Here is a 24,237-nt window from a genome sequence, read left to right on the forward strand (position 1 = left end):
AAAAAACATGGGGAAAGCTAGTTTTTTAGCGGCTTTCCCTATTTGCTGATTCGAAACAAAAGGGTATATAATGGAAAGGGTGATAGGGAAGGGGAGGAACATTTACTTTATGATGCTTCCACGAATAGGACAAACAATAAGACTAAACTTCACGAGTTCCTCAGAAGAAACGGAGCTGCAAACTTTCAAAAGCCGTGTGGCAGATTTGAAGGATGATGTAGCTTCCATTGAGCTGCCAACCTGCGAAAACACTGGACGGACTGGGATATTTCAACCAGGGACGGAATGCTTGGTTTGGTATGTTGGCGAGGATGGCTCACGCTATGAATTCCGCACTGCGATTGTCGGCAGGCAAAGCAATCACATTCCTGTACTGCTTTTGCAACTGCCGGTCAAAGAGGAGATTGTGCGCACACAGCGACGAAACTACTTGAGAATTGACACCACGGTAGACATCGCAGTCAAACTGGATGATCCGATTCGACGCTATCATTTTCTGGCACGAACGCTGGATATCAGCGGTGGTGGTCTGTCTTTTAGCTGTGAGGAAAGCTATCATTTGAAGGAAAAAGACAACTTGCACGTTTGGATTTCCCTTCCAAGTAAAAGTGGACAGGTTCAACACGCTTTTGTTGTGATGGAAATCGTCAGACAAAAACCGGCAGAAGAAAAAGGTTTGCACCAATGGATTTCGGGTAAGTTCACCCAAATCAGTGAGCAAGATCGGGCAAAAGTGGTTAGAGCGTGTTACGAGAGACAGCTAGAGCTTCGCAAAAAAGGCGTTGTGGATTGACGCTTCATCAGAGGAAGTGACCCTATTGACCAGTCAGTACAACGATCGTTTTCGCAGCATTTCCAAACGCGTAGAAAAAGGCATCATGATTGGAATTGTCGTATGTGCGATTGTACTGACTATAGGCGAAGTCCTCATTCAGTACGTACCCGCAAGACTCGTATTAATCGAAACAGAGCGCTTGGAAGGCGTGTCCAGAGAGCCCTAAGGGTTTGCGCATGCTTCCATACTATGGTACTATTATAGATAACATAGAAAACGGTCTTGGATCGTTTTTTAGACCGCTAGTGGTCACAGCCAAATTCGAAAAACGCCATATCGTTTTTCATCACACAAAGAATGGGAAAGGGCTTCGACAGAAGCTTTTCTTGTTTTATTCCCATCCGAACTAACGTACATAGCAGGTGAGAAGTAATGAACATTGCCATTGATGGACCAGCGGGAGCAGGCAAAAGTACTGTCGCCCAAAAAGTAGCGGGACAACTGGAATACGTGTACATTGACACGGGTGCCATGTATCGTGCCCTCGCTTGGGCAGTCCACCATCATCAGCTCCCTATCAACGATGAGTCTGCAGTTTCCGAACTTTTGCAAAAAAACAAGATTCACCTGATTCGGGAAAACGGACAGCAACATGTATACTGGAATGAAATCGATGTCACAAGCTGGATACGTTCCACAGAAGTGAGCCAGTACGCCTCCATTGTTGCGAGCTACGGTTCCGTACGTGAACAAATGCTTGTGCTCCAGCGACGATTGGCTACTCAAGGCAATGTCGTCATGGACGGGAGAGATATCGGTACGCATGTTTTGCCAGATGCAGATGTGAAGATATTTCTGACGGCCTCCATCCAAGAGCGTGCAGAACGCCGCTGGAAGGAACTACTCGCAAAAGGTACCCAGACCGACTTGGCTGAGCTGGAAAAAGAAATCGAAGAGCGAGATCGACGGGACATGCAGAGAGAAGTAGCACCGTTGCGCCAGGCGGAAGATGCCGTTTTGGTAGACACAACAGGAATGACCATTGATCAGGTGGTCGATCGCATCTTGCAAATCTGCGAGCGAACGGGAGAGTCAACCCATTGAGTTACTATCGTTTATTCAGAGGTTTTTTCCGCATCATTTTTTCGCTTGTCTTTCGTTGGCAAGTGATCGGGCGTGAACATATACCTAAGGAAGGCCCAGTGATCCTTTGTGCCAACCATATTTCTTTGTGGGATCCACCCCTTCTCGGGAGTGGTATCGAGCGTCAGGTTCATTTCATGGCCAAAGAAGAGCTTTTCAAAATTCCGGTCTTATCCTTTTTGATTACCAAATTTGGTGCATTTCCGGTCAAACGGGGTGCAGGAGATCGTGCGGCCATTCGCACGACTCTCAAATTGCTGGAAGATGGAAAAATCTTTGGAATCTTTCCAGAGGGAACCCGTAGCAAAACAGGGGAACCAGGGGAAGCAATGCCGGGTGTGGCGATGTTTGCTCTCAAGTCAGAAGCCGCGGTCATTCCGGTAGCCATTATCGGGCCATATCGACCGTTTCGTTCCATTAAGATCGTTTACGGTAAACCGATCGATCTGACTCAACTGCGCGAGGCCAAAGCAAGCGCTGATACGTTGAAGGAAGCGAGCGATCTGATTATGGAGCACATCAAGCAATTACGGAACCAGCATCTCTCTTAGCAAACGGTATAGAATTGCGAAAGGGACGAATACTAAATTTGCTGGAACTTACTGGCTTCATCAGTACTAACTGCCAGCCTTCAGGCGACAGTTAAAAATATACATGCTCCCGCTTCGTGTAGTAAGGTTGTACACAACCTGTACATAGACGTTTGGGACTGGATGGTATTAAGGAGGTCTTTTGAATGATGGAAGAAACGAACGTAAGCTTGACGGATGCAACAACCATTTCCGTAGGAGATGTCGTAAAAGCGACCGTAACAAAAGTTGAGGACAAACAAGCGCTTGTAGATCTAGGCTACAAGTACGATGGTCTGATTCCTATCAGCGAACTGTCTCCACTGCATGTTGAAAAGGTATCTGATGTAGTAGCGGTTGGTGATACTTTCGAAGTGAAAGTCATCAAGCTAAACGACGAGAAAGAAGAACTCGTTGTTTCCAAGAAAGCCGTAGCGATGGAATCCTCTTGGTCTGATCTTGAGCAAAAAATGCAAGCTGGTGAAATCATCGAAGCGACCGTGAAAGAAGTAGTGAAGGGCGGACTGGTTGTTGATGTAGGCGTTCGCGGCTTCATTCCGGCTTCCATGGTAGAGCGTCATTTCGTTGAAGATTTCTCCGATTACAAAGGCAAGACGTTGGCTTTGAAAGTAGTAGAAATGGATAAGGAAAAGAATAAAGTCATCCTTTCCCACAAAGCGGTTTTGGAAGACGAAGCAAAAGTGCAAAAGCAATCCATTATGGATAAGATCCAAGTGGGTCAAGTATTGGAAGGAACGGTTCAGCGCATGACCGATTTTGGCGTATTCGTGGATATCGGTGGTGTTGATGGATTGGTTCACGTATCTGAACTTGCTTGGAACCGTGTAGATAAGCCGTCCGATGTCGTGAAAGAAGGCGACAAAGTACAAGTGAAGGTCCTCAAAATTGACCGTGAAAACGAACGCATTGGCCTTAGCATCAAGGAAACGCAAGCAGGACCTTGGGCGAACGTTGCAGAAGATTTCAAAGCGGGCTCTATTTTGAATGGAACGGTAAAACGTTTGGTGTCCTTCGGTGCATTTATTGAGCTGGCTCCTGGAATCGAAGGCCTCGTACACATCTCCCAAATTGCAAACCGCCGGGTGAATACACCGAGTGAGGTGTTGAAAGAGGGCCAAGAAGTACAGGTGAAAGTTTTGGATGTTGTTCCGCAAGAACAGCGCATTAGCCTCAGCATCCGTGCAGTAGAAGAAGATCGTGTGGAGCAGGCAGAACGTGCGAGCAAGCGTGAACAGCAACAATTCACACAAGAAAACAACCAACCAATGGGTGTGACATTGGGCGAGTTGTTCGGTGATCTGAAAGACAAGTTCAAGTAAGAGAAAAGTAGGATTCATGGGGATACGCTCTGGCGTATCCCTTTTTTCTGGGAGTGAAAGTCTAGGAGGGGTACAATGGATCGTCGTTCGATTAGAAAACTGGACCATATTCGAAATGCCCTTGTCACTGGGGAAGACGGTGCGAATAGCTTTGATGATGTCAGCTTTGTTCCGAACAGCTTGCCGAATGCAGCGTTTGCTGAAACCTTACTGGACACCGAGATCGCATCCTTGCGACTCTCCTCACCGATCATGATTAATGCGATGACAGGTGGGGCTGGTGGGACTACGCAGATCAATCAAAAACTGGCGATCATTGCGAGGGAACGCAATCTGGCTATGGCTGTCGGCTCCCAAATGGCCGCTCTGCGTGATCCAGATGTTACGGATAGCTATCGGATTGTCAGAAGGGAACATCCACAGGGGATTTTGTTTGCAAATGTGGGGGCGGAGGCGACAGTGGAGCAGGCAATAGCAGCTGTGGAGATGATAGAAGCGAACGGACTGCAAATCCATCTGAATGTCATGCAAGAGCTGTTGATGCCTGAGGGGGATCGGGATTTTCGCGGCTATCTCGATCGGATTCAAGCGATCAGGGAGAGCGTGGATGTGCCGGTTATTGTCAAAGAAGTCGGTTTTGGCATGGCGAAGGAATCGATCGAGAAGCTCATAGAAATCGGGATCAGAACAATCGATGTGGGTGGGAGAGGCGGAACAAATTTTGCTCAAGTCGAAAATATGCGAAGTGATCATCCTCACGTCATGTTCGAGGATTGGGGATTCACGACGGTGGAGAGCTTGCTGGAAGCGAATGCTGTCGGTCATCCGGGAATGTCGTATATAGCAACAGGCGGTGTTCGTCATGGACTAGATGTAGTCAAAGCCGCTTCTTTAGGCGCCTCCGCTGTCGGGATGGCAGGGGCAATGCTGCGTCTGGTTCAACGCGAATCTCTGGAAGAATGCTTGTCTACCGTCGACAGATGGCATCATCAAATTCGTGTGGCGATGACGGCGCTAGGAATGAAAGGGTTGGATGACGCCGTTTGTACTCCTATTATGATCACGGGAAAAACAGCAGAGAGAGCCAGGCTTCGTCACATGCAATTGGAGAGACTGGCGCAACGTTAGGTAGTGGACGAGCATTCGATTCATGAAATTTCCTTGGTTGAGGCATACTTTTGGGGGAGACAACCATCATTTTGAGGAGATGAACATGAACGAGGGAACCGTTGCGATCCTTATCCAGTGGTCTTTGCTTTGTCTTGTCTGGATGGGAAGCTTTGACTTGCAGCTGCGAAACATGAAGATGGAACGCAGACGAGTGCTCGCAGTGATCAGCGCATTTTTAATTTGTACGTTTGTTAGCTGGGAAATCTATTTTGCCCCGATTCAAGTTAGTCTAAGTGGAACGATATTGCCACTGATCGCAAGCATCATCCTTTACACTAAGCTCACGTCCAAAATACGCAGATTGTACTTGCTGAGTGCGCTGGCAACGGCCCTTTTGCTATTTTGGCTGCGCTGGCTGTTTTTTACCGATCCGATCTTGCTGTTTTGGGATGAGAGGATCATCGTACCCGCTGTTGGAGTCAGTACGATTTTTTTGATGAGCAGAACCTATCTGGGACAGCTGTTTCAGCTCACGCTCTCCATGCCGCTCGCAGATGCGATTCATTCGCTGTATTTTTGGAAAATGTCGGGTTCCTGTCATTGGGGATCGGAGTATGCACAAGATCTGCTGTGGAGTAGCCTATCACTATGGGCTCTCGTCAGCTTAGTCTGGTCTGCGATTCGTCGTATCCTTGGCAGAACAGAAACAGAGTCTTCCCATTCCGATACGGGCAGGTGACGCTAGGGTGTTGAAGGAATTGCTAGCTTATGAATATGTTTTTCCTTTAGTTCTGGGCTTCCTATTCGGCATTATGTGCCGGATTCATCTTTTGCGAACAGATTATCGACAATATCCAACCTATCCTCACGGAAAAATTATTCACGTTTCACTTGGGGTTATCGCATCCGGTCTCGGAGCGTTAGCGATTCCTGCGCTGCTCAAGGAGAATTACACGGCAGTGACATTTTTGACGGTGGCTGCTCAACAATTTCGCGATGTCAGGAACATGGAACGCACTACGCTCACGGAGATTGATAAGCAAGAGCTGGTGCCCCGTGGTGGTCCCTATATCGAAGGAATCGCAATGGTGTTTGAGGGACGCAATTACATGGTCATGTTTACCTCTTTGGTGACAACGACGGCTACCATCCTTTTTCATTGGTGGGGGGGTGTCATTGCGGGTGTCATCGCCCTGATGATCTCTCGCAAGCTGCGCTCTGGAAAAACGCTGTCGCTGATTGCAGAGATTGAGCCGGGCGAAGTGAGAGTAGATGGAAAAGACTTGTATGTCAACGACATTTACATCATGAACGTCGGGTTGGCAGATGCCCAAGAGATCATACGCGAACAAGGTGTGGGCTTTATTTTGACGCCGAGGGATGCCAATGCCAAAGTCACAATTGCCCACCCAGGACAGCGGCAAGCGATTTTGCACGATGTCGCGACGCAGCTTGGCGTATATACAGATACGGGAGAGCCATCGCTAACACCGCTGGTAAAACGTGATATACAGTCAGGGAGACTAGGTGTATTTTTATTGCCGCAAGAAAAAAATTTGGAACGCGCAACGTCCGTCATTCGTGCAGTCCCGATTCTCGAAAGCGTCTTCCGAATGCCAACGAAGACTAGAATCGTGAAAAAGGAGCTGTAGGCCATGACAGGATCCATCTTGGCGGTGATTACGACGAACAAAGACAGGATTGCGGGTGGTGTCCCGATTTTTATCGAGTCTACTACGGAGAAGATGCAACAAACAGCTTTCACGCTGGAAAAGATACTGGACGCGATGGTGCATGAAGTGAGCGATGATACCCTTATCATTGTTCGGCATAAGTAGTGTATGGTATGATTAGCTAGTCAAAACGTAAATGAGAGAGAGTGTTGTTGATTATGGGATTACCAGTGGTAGCCATTGTGGGGAGACCCAACGTGGGGAAGTCCACGATTTTTAACAGATTGATTGGCGAACGAGTCGCGATCGTGGAGGATATGCCGGGAGTAACCCGTGACCGCCTGTACGGGAAAGGTGAATGGTTAACGCATACTTTCCATGTGATTGATACCGGTGGAATTGAGTTTGGCGAGACCGACGAGATTCTTACACAGATGCGTTACCAGGCAGAGCTCGCGATTGACGAAGCAGATGTCATCATTATGATTGCAGATAGCCGCACAGGTGTGACAGATGCGGACGTTGAACTGTCACGGATGCTGAATCGGACAGGAAAACCTGTCGTACTCGCGGTGAACAAAGCGGATAATCCGGAAATGCGTGCGGATATTTACGATTTTTATTCCTTGGGTCTGGGCGAGCCATTCCCTGTTTCTGGTAGCCATGGCCTTGGCCTGGGCGATATGCTGGAGGAAGTGGTTCAGCATTTCCCAGCAGAGGATGACGAAGAGAAAAGAGACGATGTTATTCGTGTATCCATCATCGGTCGTCCAAACGTCGGGAAGTCTTCCTTGACGAATGCGATTCTCGGTGAAGAGCGAGTCATTGTCAGTGATGTTGCCGGAACGACCCGTGATGCGATCGACACGCCATTTGAGCGTGATGGCCAAAGCTACGTTCTCGTAGATACGGCAGGTATGCGCAAGCGTGGAAAAGTGTATGAAACAACGGAAAAATACAGTGTGATGCGTGCGATGCGTTCCATTGAAGATTCCGATGTCGTTCTTGTTGTCATTAACGGGGAAGAGGGCATTATCGAGCAGGATAAGAAGATCGCAGGTTATGCACATGAGGCTGGCCGTGGGGTCATTATTATCGTGAACAAATGGGATGCTATTGAAAAAGACGACAAAACGATGCAACGCTTCACAGAGTTGATCCGCGAAGAATTTAAATACCTGGATTACGCTCCGATCATGTATGTGTCTGCAAAATCGAAGCAACGTGTCCATACAATTCTACCGAAGGTCAATGAAGTAGCTCAAGCACATGCGATGCGCATTCCTACCGCGGTTCTCAATGATCTGGTAACAGATGCGACGATCCGTACACCTCCACCATCTGATCGCGGCAAACGCTTGAAGATCAACTATGCGACACAGGCAACAGTGAAACCACCGACGTTCATTCTGTTTGTGAACGATCCGGAACTTATGCACTTCTCCTATGAACGTTACATAGAGAACAAGATCCGTGAAGCCTTTGTATTTGAAGGCACACCAGTTAGAATCTGGACACGGAAAAAAACGTAGGGAGAGAAAAACGCCATGGTGTTATTATCCTGGGTGCTTAGCTATTTAATCGGTTCTATTAGCTTTAGCTATCTTATCGCCAAAAAAGTCGCAGGAATTGACATACGTTCTCATGGCAGCGGAAATGCCGGTGCAACCAATACCCTAAGGGTGTTAGGAAAAGGCCCCGGCATTGCCGTTCTCCTTCTTGATGCATTAAAAGGAATAGCTGCGATGGGACTGACTCACCTGATGACAGGGGACCCGGCAGCGTATGCAGTGGCAGGCTTGTTTGTTATCGCCGGTCACAATTGGCCGATCTTTTTTGGATTCCGGGGGGGAAAAGGCATTGCGACCACGCTGGGTGTCGTGTTAGGGTTTTCTCCCTTGGCATTTTTGATCGCTGCCGTGTTGGCTGTCATCGTCATTGCGATCACTCGATTTGTTTCATTAGGATCATTGGTTATCGTAACGGTTATTCCATTTACCCTTTACTTGTTGGACAAACCTGTTTCCTTTATTTGGGCGAGCTTGGCGATCGCAATCTTTGCTTACATTCGTCATTATAATAATATCCGCAATCTTCTTTCAGGAAACGAACGGAAACTAGGAGATAAGTCCAACCGGAAGCTGGGATAATGTACGAACGGACATGAGAAAAGTGGAGGGGGACGTATTGATTCAAAATGTTACGGTGATTGGGGCCGGAAGCTGGGGAACGGCACTTGCTACAGTTTTGGCGGACAACGGGCATCAGGTTACGCTTTGGGTTCGGGATACCAAGCTGGCAGAAGAAATAAACAGCAAGCATGTGAATGAAAAATACCTGCCGGGTGAAAAGCTTTCAGCTAACATTGTGGCGACGGCCAACATTCAAGAGGCTGTAGTAGGCAAGCGCATTGTTCTGCTGGTCGTTCCTTCCCATGCCATGCGCCAAATTTGTCAGCAACTGGCTCCATACCTAGAACCGGATGTCCTTTTGATTCATGCGACAAAAGGCTTTGAACTGGAAAGTCTGAAGCGAATGTCAGAAGTCATTGCAGAAGAGGTGCCAGGTGAGATTGCGTCCAGATTGGCTGTGTTGTCAGGACCAAGCCATGCCGAGGAAGTAGTCAAACGGCAACCAACGACAATTGTGATGGCGTCTGAATCGGAAGAAAGCATGCTGCGCTCGCAGGATTTGCTGATGAATACGAATTTTCGTGTGTATACCAACCCGGATTTGATTGGCGCTGAGATCGCCGGAGCGTTGAAGAACATCATTGCACTTGGTGCAGGCATGTCTGATGGCTTAGGGTATGGAGACAACGCCAAAGCAGCCTTGTTGACCCGTGGTTTGGCGGAAATTAGCCGTCTGGGCATCAAGCTTGGTGCTAAGCCGCTTACGTTCTCAGGCTTGGCTGGTGTTGGCGATTTGATTGCCACATGTACGAGTAAACACAGCCGAAACTGGCGTGCAGGCTATATGCTCGGACAAGGAAAAAAACTCGATGACGTACTCGCACAGATGGGTATGGTCGTTGAAGGTGTTCGCACGACAAATGCAGCCTTTTCCTTATCGCAACGCGAGCAAGTTGAAATGCCAATCACTTCTGTCCTGTATGGTATGCTGTTTGAAGGAAAAGAAGCGCGTCAAGGCGTGGAAGAACTGATGGGGCGCGGAAAAACCTTTGAGATGGCGTACCTCAATCCCGATGCGGAATAAGTCATGAATGAAGTATCACCGATTTAGGCTTCTGCACATACGATAGGGTGAAAGCCCATGTGCAGGAGGAGATTTCATATGAATAATATGTCGAAACGACTTTTTGATCGCTTGCAAGGGAAAGCAACGGAAAATGTCGATGAAGAAAAGCTTCGCTCATTAGCCGGTCAGGTCAAGCGCAGTGATTTTGAAGACGAAACCAAGCTGCGTCAAATCATTCGCACGCTCGCTACCCTTAGTGGCAAGCAATTAACTCCTGAAAAGGAGGATAAGGTCATTGAAATGTTTCGCAATCAGGAAATCAATCTGGGTGACATGTCCTCTTTGACCAAGCTGCTCAAATAAGAGAAATGGGCGATTATGCCCGTTACCTGCAACCAAAACCGTCATACAGTAAGACTAGGAACAATCATGGCTCTACAGGGACATGGCTGACCTACAGATTGCAAGAAAAAAAGAGGGATCTTATCCCTCTTTTTTTCTTTCCTTGGAGTTGCTGCTTACCTGTGTAATTAGGTTCTGGACCAAAGGGGATTGCAGGAGACCCAGTAATTGCCCGATATCTATATTGGCTAAAAGGTTGCCTAAGCCTGATTCCTGCGGTGTTTCTGCTGCCTTTTGCGGCTCTGGAGCAGCTTTGCGTTTGCCTGCAGGCTTTTCGGCAACGACTTCAGGCTCAGGCGTGCGTTTTCCGAGGTTCTCAATCATCTCCATCGCCCCGTACAACGAATCCATCGTGTCTTCTACCTGCCGAATCGTGCTGCCGATCCCTTTGATGTTATGGCGCATTTTCGAAACAGAGGTGCGCAAATCAACCGCGGGCAGGATTCTTTTTGGTGTGATGGAAAGGGAGACATTTTCGACTTGGTCGCTTAATTTTTTGCTGGGTATAGGCGCGTATGGATTCCGCCATTTTCGATTATTTACTTTATTACTCAACGTTTCATCCCTCCAATGGGCGAATTCATCACGATAGTCTATGCGAATGTCTAGTATTAGGTTCGCAAGCGTCAGACGAAGAGGGGGATTTATGGTATAATAAAGCAAAAAATGCAAAGGATGCTGCAGTCCCGATGTATATTGATCCTATGACAAAGATGAACATTTCCTTAATCGCCATTGGGCTCATGTTCGTCTGCAATTTAGTTATGATCTTTGCCAGAAAAATAACCAATGGGTTTTTGCGGTTCCTTGTGAAGGCCTTCGCATTCTTACTATTACTCGTCGTGCTTGTCATGATATTGATTGTGATTTTTGTCTAGGGAGGATTATCGATGTCGACGATCACACTACTTACTCGTGCAGGTAGTCATGAAGTCTCGATCGAGTTGAATCAATCGATTGTTGCTCTTGCGAAAAAGAACAACGTCGTGTGGGGCCATGCTTGCCAAAGAGGGGTATGTGCACAATGCCGTACGCATGTTTTGGAAGGGGCAGAGTTCTTAAACGAAGTGACACCAGAAGAAAAATTGCGATTGCGCAAAGCAGAAAGAGCAGAAGGCTACAGATTAGGCTGCCAGACGAAGATTGTTTCATCAGGAACAGTCAAGGTAGCTCATCGGCCGTATTAGTAAAGGAAGTGACGGAATGGGGAAAGTAACCTTTCTCCCGAGCAAGAAGAGTGTGAAGGCGCGTACTGGGCAAACCTTGGTCGGTATCGCTTCGTCAGCTCGCGTCGTAATCCCGCAGAGATGCGGAGGGCACGCATCTTGTCTGATGTGTCGCGTGGTCGTTGAGAATGGCCTCTTGTGCCCGCCAACGGTGCTAGAAAAGCGCAAGCTGCCAGAAAAGGATCTCGCGAATGGGATTCGTTTGGCCTGTCAGGCTAAAACGACGGAAAAGGATTGTACGGTCAGGATTCCAGAAAGCAAGCTGAAATCAGTGGTAGCGGCTGCACTCGAGCGTCAACGTAAAGAAAATGAAGATGGAATGTAAGAGGTGTGTACATAAGATGTGGCAATCGTGGCGAAAATCGTTCAAGCTTGTGATCAGTTTGACGATTCTGTCTTCCCTTTTATCCGGATGCTTATATCCGGATGAGCGCAGAGCAGAGAACCAAATTCCCAGTACCTTTTTTGTAGAAGCAACACAAAAAGCGATTGAGCAATTCCAAAAAGACACAGCAGTGTTGCCAATCGTAACGAAATCCCTCGATACTCCTATTTTTGAAAAATACGAGATTGATTTCCGCAAGATGATCCCCAAATACATGCCGGATGTACCTGGAAACGCATTTGAAAAAGGCGGCGTATACAAGTACGTACTGATTGACGTGGATACAAAGCCGACAGTGAAGCTCATTCATTTGACCGCTGTCAGTACAGTAGCGGATGTACAGAGCGAAGTAGACCGTTACAAGGGACATTTCGAAAAGCTGCCTGTACTGGCTGACTTGGGGAATGGATACTATTCCATCGATCATGACCGGCTCGGGTTAAAAGCGTGGCAGGTGCCGTCTACGATGGGCACTTACTTATTGCCACTGGTCATGAACGCTGAAGGACAAGTCGGGATTGATTATGCTGCGGATATCGCGCAATTGCTTCGGGATACAAAAGTAACCGTGCCGGAAAAAACAGACCCGAGGTACGTGCTTGCACGCAATTCCATGTTCGTACCCGCGAAATCATTTCCATATGAAATGGTCGATGGTGAACCGAGGCTTCTCAAACTAAATTAACTTCGCGAAAAACGACTCTGCTCAGGGTCGTTTTTTTTGTTCTAGTTAACGCAAAAATACATATATTTGTACTGTCCACAAAACTAGTACGAGATTCCCTACGAAAATACTGGCGGTCAGGGATAATTCGGAAAATCGGTCATAGTGTAAAAATAGACAAATAGAAGGAGGTCATCGATGGTGGAACGAGTCGACATCTTTAAAGACATTGCCGAACGGACGGGCGGAGACATCTACCTCGGAGTGGTAGGCCCTGTTCGTACGGGAAAGTCTACCTTTATCAAGCGGTTTATGGAGCAAGTTGTAATCCCGAATATCAACTCTGAAGCGGAGCGGATACGAGCGACAGACGAGTTGCCGCAGAGCGCTTCAGGACGAACAATCATGACAACCGAACCCAAATTTGTTCCGAATCAAGCCGTTAACGTACATGTGACAGAAGGACTCAGCATCAATGTCCGCCTCGTTGACTGCGTTGGTTATACGGTGCAAGGGGCAAAAGGCTTTGAAGACGACAATGGCCCACGAATGGTAAATACACCTTGGTATGAAGAGCCTGTACCATTTGAGGAAGCGGCCGAAGTCGGGACACGCAAGGTTATCCAGGAGCACTCAACCATCGGGATCGTTGTGACAACGGATGGCAGCATCGCGGAAATACCGCGTGTAGGATACATCGATGCAGAGGAGCGGGTTGTAAACGAACTGAAGGAAGTCGGAAAACCGTTCGTGATTGTTGTGAACTCGACGCGTCCGCGCTCCGACGAAGCACAAAACCTTCGCGTACAGCTCCAGGAAAAATACGATGTACCAGTCGTGGCCTTGTCGGTTGATCATATGACAGAGCAGGAAATCTTGCTTCTCATGAGAGAAGTCCTGTTTGAATTCCCAGTTCATGAAGTAAATGTCAATCTGCCGAGCTGGGTAATGGTGCTGGAGAACGGGCACTGGCTGCGTCAGAACTACGAGGAAGCTGTACGTGAGACCGTGCAGGACATCCGCCGGTTACGCGATGTGGACCGTGTCGTCGGCTTCTTCAATGATTATGACTTCGTAGAGAAAGCCTCCCTTGCTGGTATGCACATGGGGCAAGGGATCGCAGAGATTGACCTCTACGCGCCAGATGAGCTGTATGACCGCATCTTGATGGAAATTGTCGGTGTAGAGATAAATGGCAAGGATCACTTGCTGAAAATCATGCAGGAATTCGCACATGCCAAGCGCGAGTTTGATCAGGTAGCGGAAGCGTTGCACATGGTCCGAAGTACGGGCTACGGTATAGCAGCCCCGTCGTTGCATGAAATGACCTTGGACGAACCTGAATTGATCCGCCAGGGACCGCGCTTTGGAGTCAGACTCAAAGCAACAGCACCGTCTATTCACATGATTCGGGTGGATGTCGAGTCTGAATTCGCTCCGATTATCGGAACCGAGAAGCAGAGTGAGGAGCTTGTCCGCTATCTCATGCAAGATTTTGACAAAGATCCGCTATCCATCTGGAACTCCGATATTTTTGGGCGCTCGCTCCATTCCATCGTAAGAGAAGGCATTCAGGCAAAAATTACCATGATGCCAGACAACGCCAGATACAAATTGCAGGAGACATTGGGTCGAATCATCAACGAGGGATCGGGTGGCCTGATTGCGATCATACTCTAATAAATAGTTCTAAAGTCCTATAAACAATAAATATAGGGAAGGCATCTGACATGACGAGATGCCTTTTTTTCTTGTATTTCGTTCAATTTCGACAGGAGGGGCTTGAATTTAAGAAATCGGTGTATTACTATAAGCTTGTCAGATCGGTAAAAACAACCATTCGTGTATAAAACGCTTCGTTTCGGTTAAGAAAAATAATAGCTAGGACTTGGTGTTCTTTGAGGGGAGGTGAATAAAATGAACAAAACAGAACTGATTGCAAAAGTGGCTGAAACCACAGAGCTCACCAAGAAAGATGCAACAAAAGCAGTTGATGCAGTTCTTGACGCAATTGCAGATGCATTGAAAACTGGTGATAAAGTCCAACTGATCGGCTTTGGTAACTTCGAAGTTCGTGAACGTGCGGCTCGTAAAGGTCGTAACCCACAAACTGGTGAAGAGATCGAAATCGCTTCCAGCAAAGTACCTGCGTTTAAACCAGGTAAACAACTCAAAGACTCCATCAAGTAGTTGTTTCTTTTGAGAACGAAGCACTTACATAAAAAAATCCACATTGATAAAATGTGGGTTTTTTTCTGTATACATACAGTTTGCCTATGAAAATACTGGTATATCTTTTTGTCTTTTTTTAAACGATATGGTAAGATTGGCTTTGATCGCGAGCAGGCACTAAGTCTGACGCTGATATGGAGCAAACAGTCCTTAGTGATGAGAAACAAGGCGTATGCCGTTACATAGGAGGTACAATGATGAACGTCGACTTAGATAAAATACAGCAAGCTGTTCGCATGATCTTAGAAGCAGTGGGGGACGATCCTGATCGTGAAGGAGTGCTGGATACCCCTAAGCGAGTTGCGAAAATGTACGCCGAAGTATTTGAGGGCATGCATATAGACGAAGAGCAGTATTTCGAGACTGTCTTTAGCGAAGATCATGAGGAAATGGTTTTGGTGAAGGACATTCCCTTTTACTCCATGTGTGAGCATCACTTGGTTCCCTTCTTCGGAAAAGCGCATGTCGCTTACGTACCACGCGGGGGGCGTGTAGTAGGACTGAGCAAGCTGGCACGTGCGGTTGATACCGTGGCAAAACGTCCGCAGCTCCAAGAACGAATCACAGCAACAGTAGCTGATGCAATTATGCGCAAGCTCGATCCACATGGTGTGGTCGTGGTTGTAGAAGCAGAGCATATGTGCATGACGATGCGTGGTGTGAAAAAGCCAGGCTCGAAAACGATCACTTCTGCTGTTCGCGGGATGTTTGAGAAAGATGCGGCTGCCCGTGCAGAAGTATTTAGCTTGATTCGCTCATAAGAATGCAAAAATAAGGAAATTATATTGACTCTATAGGTAAAATATTGTATAGTACGGATGTACAGTCGGGATGTGGCGCAGCCCGGTAGCGCGCACCCTTGGGGTGGGTGAGGTCCAGGGTTCGAATCCCTGCATTCCGACCATCTGCATATAACGATCAGAAGCCTTGAGCAAAGGCTTCTTTTTTATGTAAAATGGCTACTCTCCCAAGTAGTACCATTTTGCTATTGGCTTCCTGATCTTTCTTTTTTATAATGATAGGTAGACAAGCTAGGGAAGGGTTGTTCAATGCTATGAAGGTGCCTGTATCACTTCAACCATATTTGCAAACATTGCCGCAAACCTATGACGCCTCTTCGCTTTCGAATGGAGACGAGGGGCTCTTCTCGGACATCCTGCAGTCCCAGTTAGCAACAACCGGCCAGCGGGTTATTAGTTCGCAGGAGATTTTGGCCAAGTTAGATGGTTCTAGAAACTGGAAGATTCCTACCCATATTCAAAATGAACAGTCCCTGTCTTTTGCAAAAGGACCATCTGTTCCTACCCCGGAAATCTTGGACAAGATTGATCAGACAGCGAAAGCGATCGGAGTGGACGCTGATCTGATGAGAGAGGTCGTCAGGGCCGAATCCAATTTCAATCCGAACGTAGAATCTCACGCAGGGGCGAAGGGCTTGATGCAGCTGATGGACAATACGGCAAAAGCCATGCAAGTCCGCAATGTATACGACCCTGATGAAAACCTTGCAGGTGGAACAAAATATTTGAAGTCGCTGTTGGATCGTTATGATGGGGATGTGAAAGTAGCACTTGCTGCTTATAATGCTGGTCCAGGCCGGATGAGTCGTCTGGGAATCAGCACTGATGACGAGCTAGAAGCGAAGTTTGACCAATTGCCGCAAGAGACACAGCGCTATGTAGACAAGATCATGAGCCGACTGGAGTCAGAAGGGGCATCATACTAGACGTACGCGCATACCGTATTGGTCAGGAGGAAACATATTGGCACAACCATCGGGATTTAATCAGGATTATTTCGTAGTCAAAGCGAAGGAAAATGGCGTTCATGTGATCGGTTTAACAAGAGGCTCTGATACGCGTTTTCATCATACAGAGAAGCTCGATAAAGGCGAAGTCATGATTTTTCAATTTACGGAGCACACCTCTGCGATTAAGGTGCGAGGAAAAGCAGTGATTTACTCGCAGCATGGCGTCGTAGATACGACCGAATAAAAGAGCAAGTCGTTTTGCTAAGAAGCAGGCATAGCCTGCTTTTTTTGTTTGTACAATGGAGGAGAGGAGGGATGTCTATGCCGCGCCAATTGCTGATGGCGATTGCTGTTTCCACTTTCTTGGCTCTCATGCTGTCACTCGTTCCTACGAATCAGTGGCTGCAATCGGATATACCGACATTTCAGTCAGCACGTGCCATTCACTTAAGCGAGCAAAATGCCCTTGATTTATTTACAAGGATGTCGACACATTATAATATTAAGCGTATAAAATGGGAAAGCCCATCGATCTATGTCGATTTTGTGGTGAAACCTGCCGAAAAAGTAGAGTTAAACAACGTCTATCAAGATTTTTACCGTTTGACATACGACTTGCGTACCTATGCAGACAATGTCGGGCCCGTGTACTATCGCTTGTTGGAGGAGACGGATCCACCAAAAGAATCGAGATTATTGATTGCCATACAATCGACAACTGGAAATCTCGCAGGACATGACAAACCTTTGACCGACCCTTCGGATATCCAGACCTTTGTAAGCAGTACATTTCCTATTCGAATCGAGTCGTATTTTTATGAGCGAATTAGTCCCTGATGGAAGAAGTATGGTATGATAGTAGAGACGGCCTTTTGACCGGACGGCAGAGGAAGACCGAAGAGTAAGGAACAGTACGGAACAGGCAGACATCTTTAGGTTGTGCAGCTTGTGGAGGAGGACGCATGAGCAAAGAACTTTCCCCGAATGTAGAAGAGGTTCGGTCCATTATCGAACAAATCTACAAGAGAATCACCCATTCCTATGTAGAACAATATGTTGACGTTCCTTCCATGGCGGAAAATCGTCTAGAGCTGTTGTACCTTTTTTTGCTGGAACAAGGTATGCCGAAGGAAAAGGCTTCGGTGCTATGTACAGCAACAGGGCTTGTCCAATTGGGACTGGACACGCATGAGCTCGTAAAAAATGAGTACGACTCCTCACAGAGCGCGGAGCGAAACCGACAGCTGACCGTACTTGCGGGTGATTATTACAGCAGTCGCTATTATCACCTTCTGGCTTCAGCAGGTGAAATCCAAGCGATTCAAGTGTTGTCGGCAGCCATTCAGCGAGTGAACGAAGCGAAAATGAGACTCTACATCGCTGGGCGAGATAGCAAGATTTTATCAGATGAAGAGTACTGGGAACTGCGAAATACGATTGATACGGGCTTATACGTGGCTGTTGTAGAGGAGTATGCCGATTCAGTTGATCGCCGTCGTTTCTGGAGCGATCTGATGAAGGAAACAGCCAAGGTAGAGAGTGTGATCGGAGAGTGGGAGCAGCTCAAATGGCAAGAACAAGTCCCTTTTGGTTTTGCCCGTTTTTTGCTGCAAAAACCCGGGGCTACACTCGCGCAAGTTTTGTCTGGCGTTGAGGGGAAAGCCATCGAATTAATCGGTTTGTGTGAGCAAATGGTGCGTACGCTGCATCCTGCAGAGACGCGGAACATTCTTGCATCCATTACGGCACGGTACTCCCATCGGATCAGTCGCTTGAAGAAGGTAATTGAGGAGATGTAGCCAAGTGAACCAGACACAGATGAATGAGAAAGCAGAGTACGTTCACTCCGTTTTCGAGAGCATTGCAAACGATTACGATAAAATGAATAATGTAATCAGCTTTGGCAGTCATATTGCTTGGCGTAATTACACGATGAAGCAGATGAATATCCAGCCAGGGCATACGGCGTTGGATGTTGCTTGTGGTACCGCAGACTGGACCATTGCATTGGCCAAGGCTGTTGGAAAAGAAGGCAGTGTTGTTGGCCTTGATTTCAGTCAGAATATGCTGGATGTAGGGGCATATAAAGTGGCGAACGCAGGTGTTGGCAACAACGTAAAGCTAGTGAACGCAGATGCAATGAATCTGCCCTACGAGGATCATACATTCGACTTTGTGACAATCGGGTTTGCCCTGCGGAATGTACCGGATGTTCAGCAGGTCTTGAATGAAATGGCGCGTGTTGTGAAGCCAGGCGGTAAAGTCGTTTCTCTGGAAGTGTCCAAGCCCCCATTCATTCCTTACCGAAAGCTATTTTACTTATATTTCTACAAAATCTTGCCATTTATTGCGAAGCTGACAGTCAACAAGTACGAAGAATATGCATGGCTGCCACAATCCCTGACCAATTTCCCGGACAGTCGCGAACTGGCAAGCATGTTTCAGAAAGCAGGCTTGGACCCGGTTCAGGTCAAATTGTTTATGGGCGGCGTATCAGCCTTGCATATTGGCACAAAGCCATAATATGGGGAGTAAACCGGTATTTCTTCACTAGATAGGAAGTGTCATAGATGGGTCTACGTAAATTGAAAATCATCTTGGAAATGATTAAATTCGAGCACTCCCTTTTTGCCTTGCCTTTTGCTTTTATGGGAGCTGTTTTGGGAAGCATTGTGGTAGAGAATGCATGGCCTACCTGGTCGGAAATTTTTTGGGTGACGGTAGCGATGGTGGGCGCTCGCAGTGCAGCGATGTCCTTAAACCGTGTCATCGACCGGGTGATTGATGCGAAAAATCCTCGGACGGTCACACGAGCGATTCCTGCTGGCCTTATTTCGATTGTGGAAGTCATTTTGTTTATCATGGTGTCCTTTGCAGTGTTGTTCATTGCTGCATTCCAGTTAAATGATTTGGCTGTGAAATTGTTGCCGCTCGCTGTGTTTGTCCTTGTGCTTTATTCTTATACGAAACGCTTTACTTGGCTTTGCCACTTTGTTCTCGGGGTTGCCATCGGGTTTGGTCCGTTGGGTGGCTGGGTAGCGACAACGGGTCAAGTAGATGGCATTGGCCTTCTATTGTTTGCATCCGTTATGTTCTGGACAGCAGGATTTGATATCATTTATGCGTGCCAGGACGCCGATTTTGACCGAAAAGAAGGACTTTATTCCATGCCGAGCCGCTTTGGAATTGCCAATGCGCTGCTGATTGCCCGCGTATGCCACGTTCTTACTTTCGTTGGTCTGATGTCGTTGTATGTGGTTGCGGACTTGTCTATCTGGTTCTTGGTAGGTGTGCTCATTTCTGGTGCGATTTTGATCTATGAACACACGCTGGTGAAGCCGACAGACCTGACCAAGCTGGATATGGCATTCTTCAATATGAACGGCATCTTGAGTGTCGTGATGTTTACCTTTACGATGATTGATTTGGTGATTGCATGAACAAGCAAAAGTGGGCTGTCGGGATAACGGGTGCAAGTGGTGCTATCTATGGTGTTCGAGTCGTCCAGGAGCTTTTGCGTGCTGGACATATCGTTCACTTAATGATTACAGAAGCAGGCTGGCAAGTATTTCGTGATGAACTGGATTGGCACACAGATGACAGAGAAGCTCTGTTGCAGGAGAAGCTGCAACAAGACTTTTCGGGTGAGCTACATTATTGGGGACTGCGAGATTTTAATTGTCCCGCAGCCAGTGGTTCCTATCGCTGTGACGGTATGATCGTAGTACCGTGCTCGATGGGGACTGTTTCTGGCATCGCACATGGCGCGTCAGGTAATTTACTGGAGCGCGTTGCTGATGTCATGATCAAGGAAGGGCGGCGGTTGGTCATCGTTCCGAGAGAGACGCCACTCAATGCGATTCAGCTCGAGAATATGCTCAAATTAAGCCGTCTGGGTGTCAAGATTTTGCCTGCCATGCCAGGCTACTATCAGAAACCGCAAACCATGGATGATCTGATCAATTTTGTGGTAGGGAAAACTTTGGATGCAATTGATGTACCACATTCGCTGTTCCGGCGTTGGGGGGAATAAACGCATGCAAAAGTCTTTGCGTGTTGGACAAATTTTGTATACCAATGTATTGCCGGTTTACTTCTATTTTGATCAGGCAAAATTCGAAGACCGAATCGAATTCATCCGCCAAGTTCCTGCCCAGTTGAACACCGCAATGGCGAATGGCGAGATTGACATGGGACCGATTTCTTCGTTTAGCTATGCAGAGCATGCCTCCGAATACGTGGCATTGGCAGATCTGTCTGTCAGTGCCATGGGGAGAGTAGGCTCCCTTTTCTTGTTCAGCAAAAAGCCGATTGAACAATTAAACGGTGCCAAAATAGCCTTGACCAACACATCGGCTACCACAGTGAATCTATTAAAGATCATTCTCCATAAGTTTTACGATTATGAGATTTCCTACGTTACACAGGAACCCATTTTGCAAGAAATGCTGGAGGATGCTGATGCAGCGCTCTTGATCGGGGATGACGCCATTTCCGCTGAGCGTACGGCCAAAGACCTGCATGTCTATGACTTAGGAGAGCTGTGGCATCAATTTACGGGTTATTCCATGACCTTTGCCATTTGGGCTCTTCGTCGAGCGGTTATTGCCGATCATCATGAGTTGATCGCGGAAGTCCATGCCTCTTTTTTAGAGAGCAAAAGGAAGACAAGAGCGAATACTGCCCCATTGATTGACTACGTTCACACACATTTCGGTGGAGAGAAAGAGCAATGGATCCACTATTTCCAAGGATTACAGCACGATTTCGGTGACGTTCAGCGGATTGGACTGGAGTACTATTACCGATGCGCAGCGGAGCTGGGACTTCTATCGGCACCTGCAACCGTCGATCTGTGGCAGGCTGGCGGCCGACAGACCAATACTACGTTGACGAGATAGGTGGAACGGATGAATCTAGTCGATATTTACTTCAAGATGAAAAAAGATGTCCAATACATAGAAGATGAACTGGAAAAAGCAATTGATACGCCAGTTCGAGAGCTGTATCTATCTTCGACTCACTTGCTCAAGGCAGGAGGAAAGCGGATTCGTCCGGTTTTTGTTTTACTTGGCGGGAAGTGGGGCAATTACGACGTCAAAAAACTGAAGCATGTAGCGGTTCCTCTCGAACTGATCCACATGGCTTCCCTGGTGCATGATGATGTGATTGATGATGCAGATAAGCGTCGCGGGAAAGATACAGTTCGGATGAAGTGGGATAACAAAGTGGCCATGTACGCCGGCGACTATATTTTTGCGCGTGCATTGGCCATCGCCTCTCAGCTCCCGATCCCGCAATTGCACCAAATTCTCTCGAATGCAATCGTCGAGGTTTGCAAGGGAGAGATTGAGCAAGTAAAGGATTTGAATAACTGGGACCAAAGCTTCCGTACGTATTTGCGCAGAATCAAACGAAAGACTGCGCTTTTAATTGCGATTAGCTGTCAATTAGGAGCAGTGGCAAGCGGAGCGACAGATGACATGATTCGTAAAATGTACTGGTACGGCTACAATGTCGGGATGGCTTTTCAAATTACCGACGACATTTTGGACTTTACAGGGACTGAGAAGCAGTTAGGGAAGCCTGCTGGAAGCGACTTGGTGCATGGAAACATCACGTTGCCTGCGCTTTATTCGGCTCATCATGGAAAAGCACGTGCGCAATTTCAGGAATGGATCGCGCAAAATACGTTTTGGGATCATACGGATGAAGCGGTTCGTATGGTGCGAGAAGATGAGGGCATTGCCTTTTCGCAGCGCCTCGCTGAACGCTATATCGCCCGTGCGCATGCCATTCTTGCAGATTTGCCGAACAACCAAGCTAAGACATCCTTGACAGGTATCGCCAATTATATTATCGATCGCAAATTTTAATGATATTTTGACGGTCTGCCTGTTGCTTGACCACTCTAGTTTTGATAAAATTTTCGTTGGTGTCCTATACACCAATACATAGCTCTAATGGAGGCATACTTACAATGGAAAAAACATTCCTTATGGTAAAACCAGATGGCGTACAACGCAACCTGATCGGGGAAATCGTATCCCGTTTTGAGAAAAAAGGCTACCAACTCGTAGGTGCTAAGCTGATGACAGTAAGCCGCGAACTGGCTGAGGAACACTATGCAGAGCACAAAGAGCGCCCATTCTTCGGTGAACTGGTAGACTTCATCACTTCCGGACCAGTATTCGCTATGGTATGGCAAGGTAACAACGTAATCACAACTGCTCGCGCTATGATGGGCAAAACAAACCCAGTAGACGCTGCTTCCGGTACGATCCGTGGCGATTTCGCTACTTCCGTTGGCATGAACATCATCCACGGTTCTGACTCTCCTGAGAGCGCTGAGCGTGAAATCGGCCTGTGGTTCTCCGCTGAAGAAGTTCTCTCCTTCGAGAAAACCATCCAACGCTGGATCTAAGACTGATCGAGAAGACCCCATTTATTGGGGTTTTCTTTTTTTTGTCAAAATCTTTGTCAAAACAGATAGGATAATGACGAAATATAGCGAATGAAGTTAGGGAGTTTGCAAAGGGGGTACGATTCAGCATGGAAGATAAGGACTTTCTCCAATTTATTGCTAGTGTGAAGAAAATGACTGGAATTGATCTTGCCCTCTACAAGGAAGCACAGATGAAGCGCCGTCTAACCTCGTTGAGACAAAAGCGGGGGTACAACACATTTGCCCAGTATTTCGATGCCATCGCGAAAGACAAGGAGCTTTTCTATGAGTTCCTCGACAGGATGACCATCAACGTATCGGAATTTTTCCGCAATCCAGGCCGGTGGGAAGTTCTCGAGAATAAAATTTTGCCACGGTTGGCAAAGCAATCGCCGCGGGTGAAATGCTGGAGTGCGGCATGCTCGACAGGGGAGGAGCCGTACACACTCTCACTGATTTTGCTACGCAAGAAGATGGATGCAACTGTGCTCGCTTCCGATATTGACGAAGGAGCATTGGCAAAAGCGAAGCAAGGGGTATACACGGACCGCTCCCTGCAAGATTGTCCGAAAGACCTCGTGGCAAAGTATTTTGAAAAGGATACGCTCAGCTATCGCATCACGGACGAAGTGAAGAGAAAAGTGACGTTCAAAAAACATAATTTGCTGGCGGACTCATTCGATTCCCAATTTGATTTGATTATTTGCCGGAATGTCATGATTTACTTTACCGAGGAAGCAAAGCATGAGCTGTATCATAAGTTTAGTCGGGCACTGAAACCTGGCGGGGTACTCTTTGTAGGCAGCACTGAGCAAATTTTTCAGCCGCAACAATACCAACTGGAGACAGAGGATACGTTCTTCTATCGAAAAATGGGTTGATTCAAGTTGGCCTTGGTATATCTCTGCTGTTTTTTCCCAAGACTAGGAATACCTACTTTGCAAGAGGAGGCAGCAGATGGATAAACACAAGGTCATCGAAGCATACCGTCGAGGGCTGATCACGCTGCAGGAATGTGGTCAGATTTTAGGGGCGGAGAGGACACAACTAGATGATTTGATACGCGTGGATCACACTCGCAAACCGCTGAGCCCCAATCCTTTTTTTAATGTGTAGGTATGTCAATCCTGATTCATTCGCGTTAGCGTAAAGAGAGCGCTTCTCCTTATACGGAGGGGCGTTTTCCTGTAAGGAGAAAAGGTTTTTCGCAGATGTTTGCCACTTTTGTATTTCCACGGCGTACTAGGTATGATATTATAGCGCTTAAAAGTGATAAAGGACAGCACCCCGAAAAGAGTGCCTTTAGGGGATACAGGCTGCCTGGA

33 protein-coding genes and 1 tRNA gene are annotated in these 24,237 nt (G+C 47.3%); 33 read left to right on the forward strand and 1 reads right to left on the reverse strand.

Going from position 1 to position 24,237, the window contains the following annotated elements; all coding sequences use genetic code 11:
- The first annotated feature begins 109 nt into the window (after positions 1–109).
- The 13 genes from FB479_RS11570 (at position 110) to FB479_RS11630 (ending at position 10,171) form a co-directional block, all read left to right on the forward strand.
- A complete protein-coding gene (locus tag FB479_RS11570; RefSeq protein ID WP_106653007.1) occupies positions 110–793 on the forward strand; it encodes a flagellar brake protein in 684 nt (227 codons plus the stop codon).
- Between the two features lie 16 nt (positions 794–809).
- Positions 810–1,001, forward strand: a complete 192-nt coding sequence (locus tag FB479_RS11575; RefSeq protein ID WP_244911670.1) for a hypothetical protein — start codon at positions 810–812, stop codon at positions 999–1,001.
- A gap of 206 nt (positions 1,002–1,207) precedes the next feature.
- Positions 1,208–1,879: a (d)CMP kinase gene (cmk, locus tag FB479_RS11580; RefSeq protein ID WP_106653009.1), complete on the forward strand. Its 672-nt coding sequence runs from the start codon at positions 1,208–1,210 to the stop codon at positions 1,877–1,879.
- Entirely contained in the window at positions 1,876–2,469 is a 594-nt protein-coding gene (locus FB479_RS11585; RefSeq protein ID WP_142065181.1) for a lysophospholipid acyltransferase family protein, read from the forward strand. Before cmk ends, FB479_RS11585 begins: the two co-directional genes overlap by 4 nt.
- Before the next feature lie 185 nt (positions 2,470–2,654).
- Positions 2,655–3,827, forward strand: coding sequence for a 30S ribosomal protein S1 (gene rpsA / locus FB479_RS11590; protein WP_088907210.1), 1,173 nt, complete (start codon positions 2,655–2,657; stop codon positions 3,825–3,827).
- A 75-nt stretch (positions 3,828–3,902) separates the two neighbouring features.
- Entirely contained in the window at positions 3,903–4,955 is a 1,053-nt protein-coding gene (gene fni / locus FB479_RS11595) for a type 2 isopentenyl-diphosphate Delta-isomerase (protein ID WP_142065184.1), read from the forward strand.
- 85 nt (positions 4,956–5,040) lie between these two features.
- The gene (locus tag FB479_RS11600; RefSeq protein ID WP_106653012.1) at positions 5,041–5,676 is read left to right on the forward strand and encodes a YphA family membrane protein; all 636 of its coding nucleotides are present in this window, start codon (positions 5,041–5,043) and stop codon (positions 5,674–5,676) included.
- Positions 5,677–5,683: 7 nt separating this feature from the next.
- A complete protein-coding gene (locus tag FB479_RS11605; protein WP_142065187.1) occupies positions 5,684–6,589 on the forward strand; it encodes a YIEGIA family protein in 906 nt (301 codons plus the stop codon).
- Positions 6,590–6,592: 3 nt separating this feature from the next.
- Complete coding sequence (locus tag FB479_RS11610; protein ID WP_106653014.1) at positions 6,593–6,775, forward strand: capping complex subunit for YIEGIA; 183 nt, start codon at positions 6,593–6,595, stop codon at positions 6,773–6,775.
- A gap of 53 nt (positions 6,776–6,828) precedes the next feature.
- The gene (der, locus tag FB479_RS11615; protein WP_047069483.1) at positions 6,829–8,142 is read left to right on the forward strand and encodes a ribosome biogenesis GTPase Der; all 1,314 of its coding nucleotides are present in this window, start codon (positions 6,829–6,831) and stop codon (positions 8,140–8,142) included.
- A gap of 15 nt (positions 8,143–8,157) precedes the next feature.
- Positions 8,158–8,760: a glycerol-3-phosphate 1-O-acyltransferase PlsY gene (gene plsY / locus FB479_RS11620; RefSeq protein ID WP_106653015.1), complete on the forward strand. Its 603-nt coding sequence runs from the start codon at positions 8,158–8,160 to the stop codon at positions 8,758–8,760.
- 13 nt (positions 8,761–8,773) lie between these two features.
- Positions 8,774–9,826: an NAD(P)H-dependent glycerol-3-phosphate dehydrogenase gene (locus tag FB479_RS11625; protein WP_106653016.1), complete on the forward strand. Its 1,053-nt coding sequence runs from the start codon at positions 8,774–8,776 to the stop codon at positions 9,824–9,826.
- 78 nt (positions 9,827–9,904) lie between these two features.
- On the forward strand, positions 9,905–10,171 hold the full coding sequence (locus FB479_RS11630; protein WP_106653017.1) for a stage VI sporulation protein F: 267 nt from the start codon (positions 9,905–9,907) through the stop codon (positions 10,169–10,171).
- 120 nt (positions 10,172–10,291) lie between these two features.
- Here FB479_RS11630 and FB479_RS11635 read toward each other — a convergent pair whose 3' ends face one another.
- Positions 10,292–10,765 carry a hypothetical protein gene (locus tag FB479_RS11635; RefSeq protein ID WP_106653018.1) on the reverse strand — a complete coding sequence of 158 codons (474 nt, stop codon included), beginning with the start codon at positions 10,763–10,765 and terminating at the stop codon, positions 10,292–10,294.
- Between the two features lie 158 nt (positions 10,766–10,923).
- Here FB479_RS11635 and FB479_RS11640 point away from each other — a divergent pair, with 158 nt between their 5' ends.
- The 20 genes from FB479_RS11640 (at position 10,924) to FB479_RS30480 (ending at position 24,028) form a co-directional block, all read left to right on the forward strand.
- Positions 10,924–11,088, forward strand: coding sequence for a DUF2768 family protein (locus tag FB479_RS11640; protein ID WP_255438389.1), 165 nt, complete (start codon positions 10,924–10,926; stop codon positions 11,086–11,088).
- A gap of 12 nt (positions 11,089–11,100) precedes the next feature.
- Positions 11,101–11,397, forward strand: a complete 297-nt coding sequence (locus FB479_RS11645; RefSeq protein WP_142065190.1) for a 2Fe-2S iron-sulfur cluster-binding protein — start codon at positions 11,101–11,103, stop codon at positions 11,395–11,397.
- 16 nt (positions 11,398–11,413) lie between these two features.
- Positions 11,414–11,761: a 2Fe-2S iron-sulfur cluster-binding protein gene (locus FB479_RS11650; RefSeq protein WP_106653021.1), complete on the forward strand. Its 348-nt coding sequence runs from the start codon at positions 11,414–11,416 to the stop codon at positions 11,759–11,761.
- A 16-nt stretch (positions 11,762–11,777) separates the two neighbouring features.
- On the forward strand, positions 11,778–12,506 hold the full coding sequence (locus FB479_RS11655; protein WP_142065193.1) for a hypothetical protein: 729 nt from the start codon (positions 11,778–11,780) through the stop codon (positions 12,504–12,506).
- Positions 12,507–12,686: 180 nt separating this feature from the next.
- Positions 12,687–14,165 (forward strand): stage IV sporulation protein A, encoded by a 1,479-nt coding sequence (gene spoIVA, locus FB479_RS11660; protein ID WP_039960052.1) that lies wholly within the window; start codon positions 12,687–12,689, stop codon positions 14,163–14,165.
- Between the two features lie 237 nt (positions 14,166–14,402).
- Entirely contained in the window at positions 14,403–14,675 is a 273-nt protein-coding gene (locus FB479_RS11665) for an HU family DNA-binding protein (RefSeq protein ID WP_005831316.1), read from the forward strand.
- Between the two features lie 236 nt (positions 14,676–14,911).
- On the forward strand, positions 14,912–15,478 hold the full coding sequence (folE, locus tag FB479_RS11670) for a GTP cyclohydrolase I FolE (protein WP_174769427.1): 567 nt from the start codon (positions 14,912–14,914) through the stop codon (positions 15,476–15,478).
- 66 nt (positions 15,479–15,544) lie between these two features.
- Positions 15,545–15,621 (forward strand) — tRNA-Pro (locus FB479_RS11675).
- Positions 15,622–15,732: 111 nt separating this feature from the next.
- Entirely contained in the window at positions 15,733–16,443 is a 711-nt protein-coding gene (locus FB479_RS11680; RefSeq protein WP_142065195.1) for a lytic transglycosylase domain-containing protein, read from the forward strand.
- A 37-nt stretch (positions 16,444–16,480) separates the two neighbouring features.
- Complete coding sequence (mtrB, locus tag FB479_RS11685; RefSeq protein ID WP_047068979.1) at positions 16,481–16,711, forward strand: trp RNA-binding attenuation protein MtrB; 231 nt, start codon at positions 16,481–16,483, stop codon at positions 16,709–16,711.
- A 77-nt stretch (positions 16,712–16,788) separates the two neighbouring features.
- Positions 16,789–17,304, forward strand: coding sequence for a hypothetical protein (locus tag FB479_RS11690; protein WP_142065197.1), 516 nt, complete (start codon positions 16,789–16,791; stop codon positions 17,302–17,304).
- Between the two features lie 125 nt (positions 17,305–17,429).
- Positions 17,430–18,266, forward strand: a complete 837-nt coding sequence (locus FB479_RS11695; RefSeq protein ID WP_142065199.1) for a heptaprenyl diphosphate synthase component 1 — start codon at positions 17,430–17,432, stop codon at positions 18,264–18,266.
- A gap of 4 nt (positions 18,267–18,270) precedes the next feature.
- The gene (locus tag FB479_RS11700; protein ID WP_017248113.1) at positions 18,271–18,990 is read left to right on the forward strand and encodes a demethylmenaquinone methyltransferase; all 720 of its coding nucleotides are present in this window, start codon (positions 18,271–18,273) and stop codon (positions 18,988–18,990) included.
- Positions 18,991–19,037: 47 nt separating this feature from the next.
- Positions 19,038–19,907 (forward strand): UbiA-like polyprenyltransferase, encoded by an 870-nt coding sequence (locus tag FB479_RS11705; protein WP_142065201.1) that lies wholly within the window; start codon positions 19,038–19,040, stop codon positions 19,905–19,907.
- On the forward strand, positions 19,904–20,500 hold the full coding sequence (locus FB479_RS11710) for a UbiX family flavin prenyltransferase (protein WP_017248115.1): 597 nt from the start codon (positions 19,904–19,906) through the stop codon (positions 20,498–20,500). Before FB479_RS11705 ends, FB479_RS11710 begins: the two co-directional genes overlap by 4 nt.
- Before the next feature lie 4 nt (positions 20,501–20,504).
- A complete protein-coding gene (locus tag FB479_RS11715; RefSeq protein ID WP_106653028.1) occupies positions 20,505–21,368 on the forward strand; it encodes a menaquinone biosynthesis protein in 864 nt (287 codons plus the stop codon).
- Positions 21,369–21,377: 9 nt separating this feature from the next.
- Entirely contained in the window at positions 21,378–22,343 is a 966-nt protein-coding gene (locus FB479_RS11720; RefSeq protein ID WP_142065203.1) for a polyprenyl synthetase family protein, read from the forward strand.
- A gap of 104 nt (positions 22,344–22,447) precedes the next feature.
- Positions 22,448–22,891, forward strand: coding sequence for a nucleoside-diphosphate kinase (gene ndk, locus FB479_RS11725; RefSeq protein WP_007716560.1), 444 nt, complete (start codon positions 22,448–22,450; stop codon positions 22,889–22,891).
- A gap of 128 nt (positions 22,892–23,019) precedes the next feature.
- The gene (locus FB479_RS11730; RefSeq protein WP_048032639.1) at positions 23,020–23,793 is read left to right on the forward strand and encodes a CheR family methyltransferase; all 774 of its coding nucleotides are present in this window, start codon (positions 23,020–23,022) and stop codon (positions 23,791–23,793) included.
- Between the two features lie 76 nt (positions 23,794–23,869).
- The gene (locus FB479_RS30480; RefSeq protein WP_007716564.1) at positions 23,870–24,028 is read left to right on the forward strand and encodes a hypothetical protein; all 159 of its coding nucleotides are present in this window, start codon (positions 23,870–23,872) and stop codon (positions 24,026–24,028) included.
- Positions 24,029–24,237: the final 209 nt, after the last annotated feature.

The organism is Brevibacillus sp. AG162 (assembly GCF_006715575.1).
GTDB classification, from domain to species: domain Bacteria; phylum Bacillota; class Bacilli; order Brevibacillales; family Brevibacillaceae; genus Brevibacillus; species Brevibacillus brevis.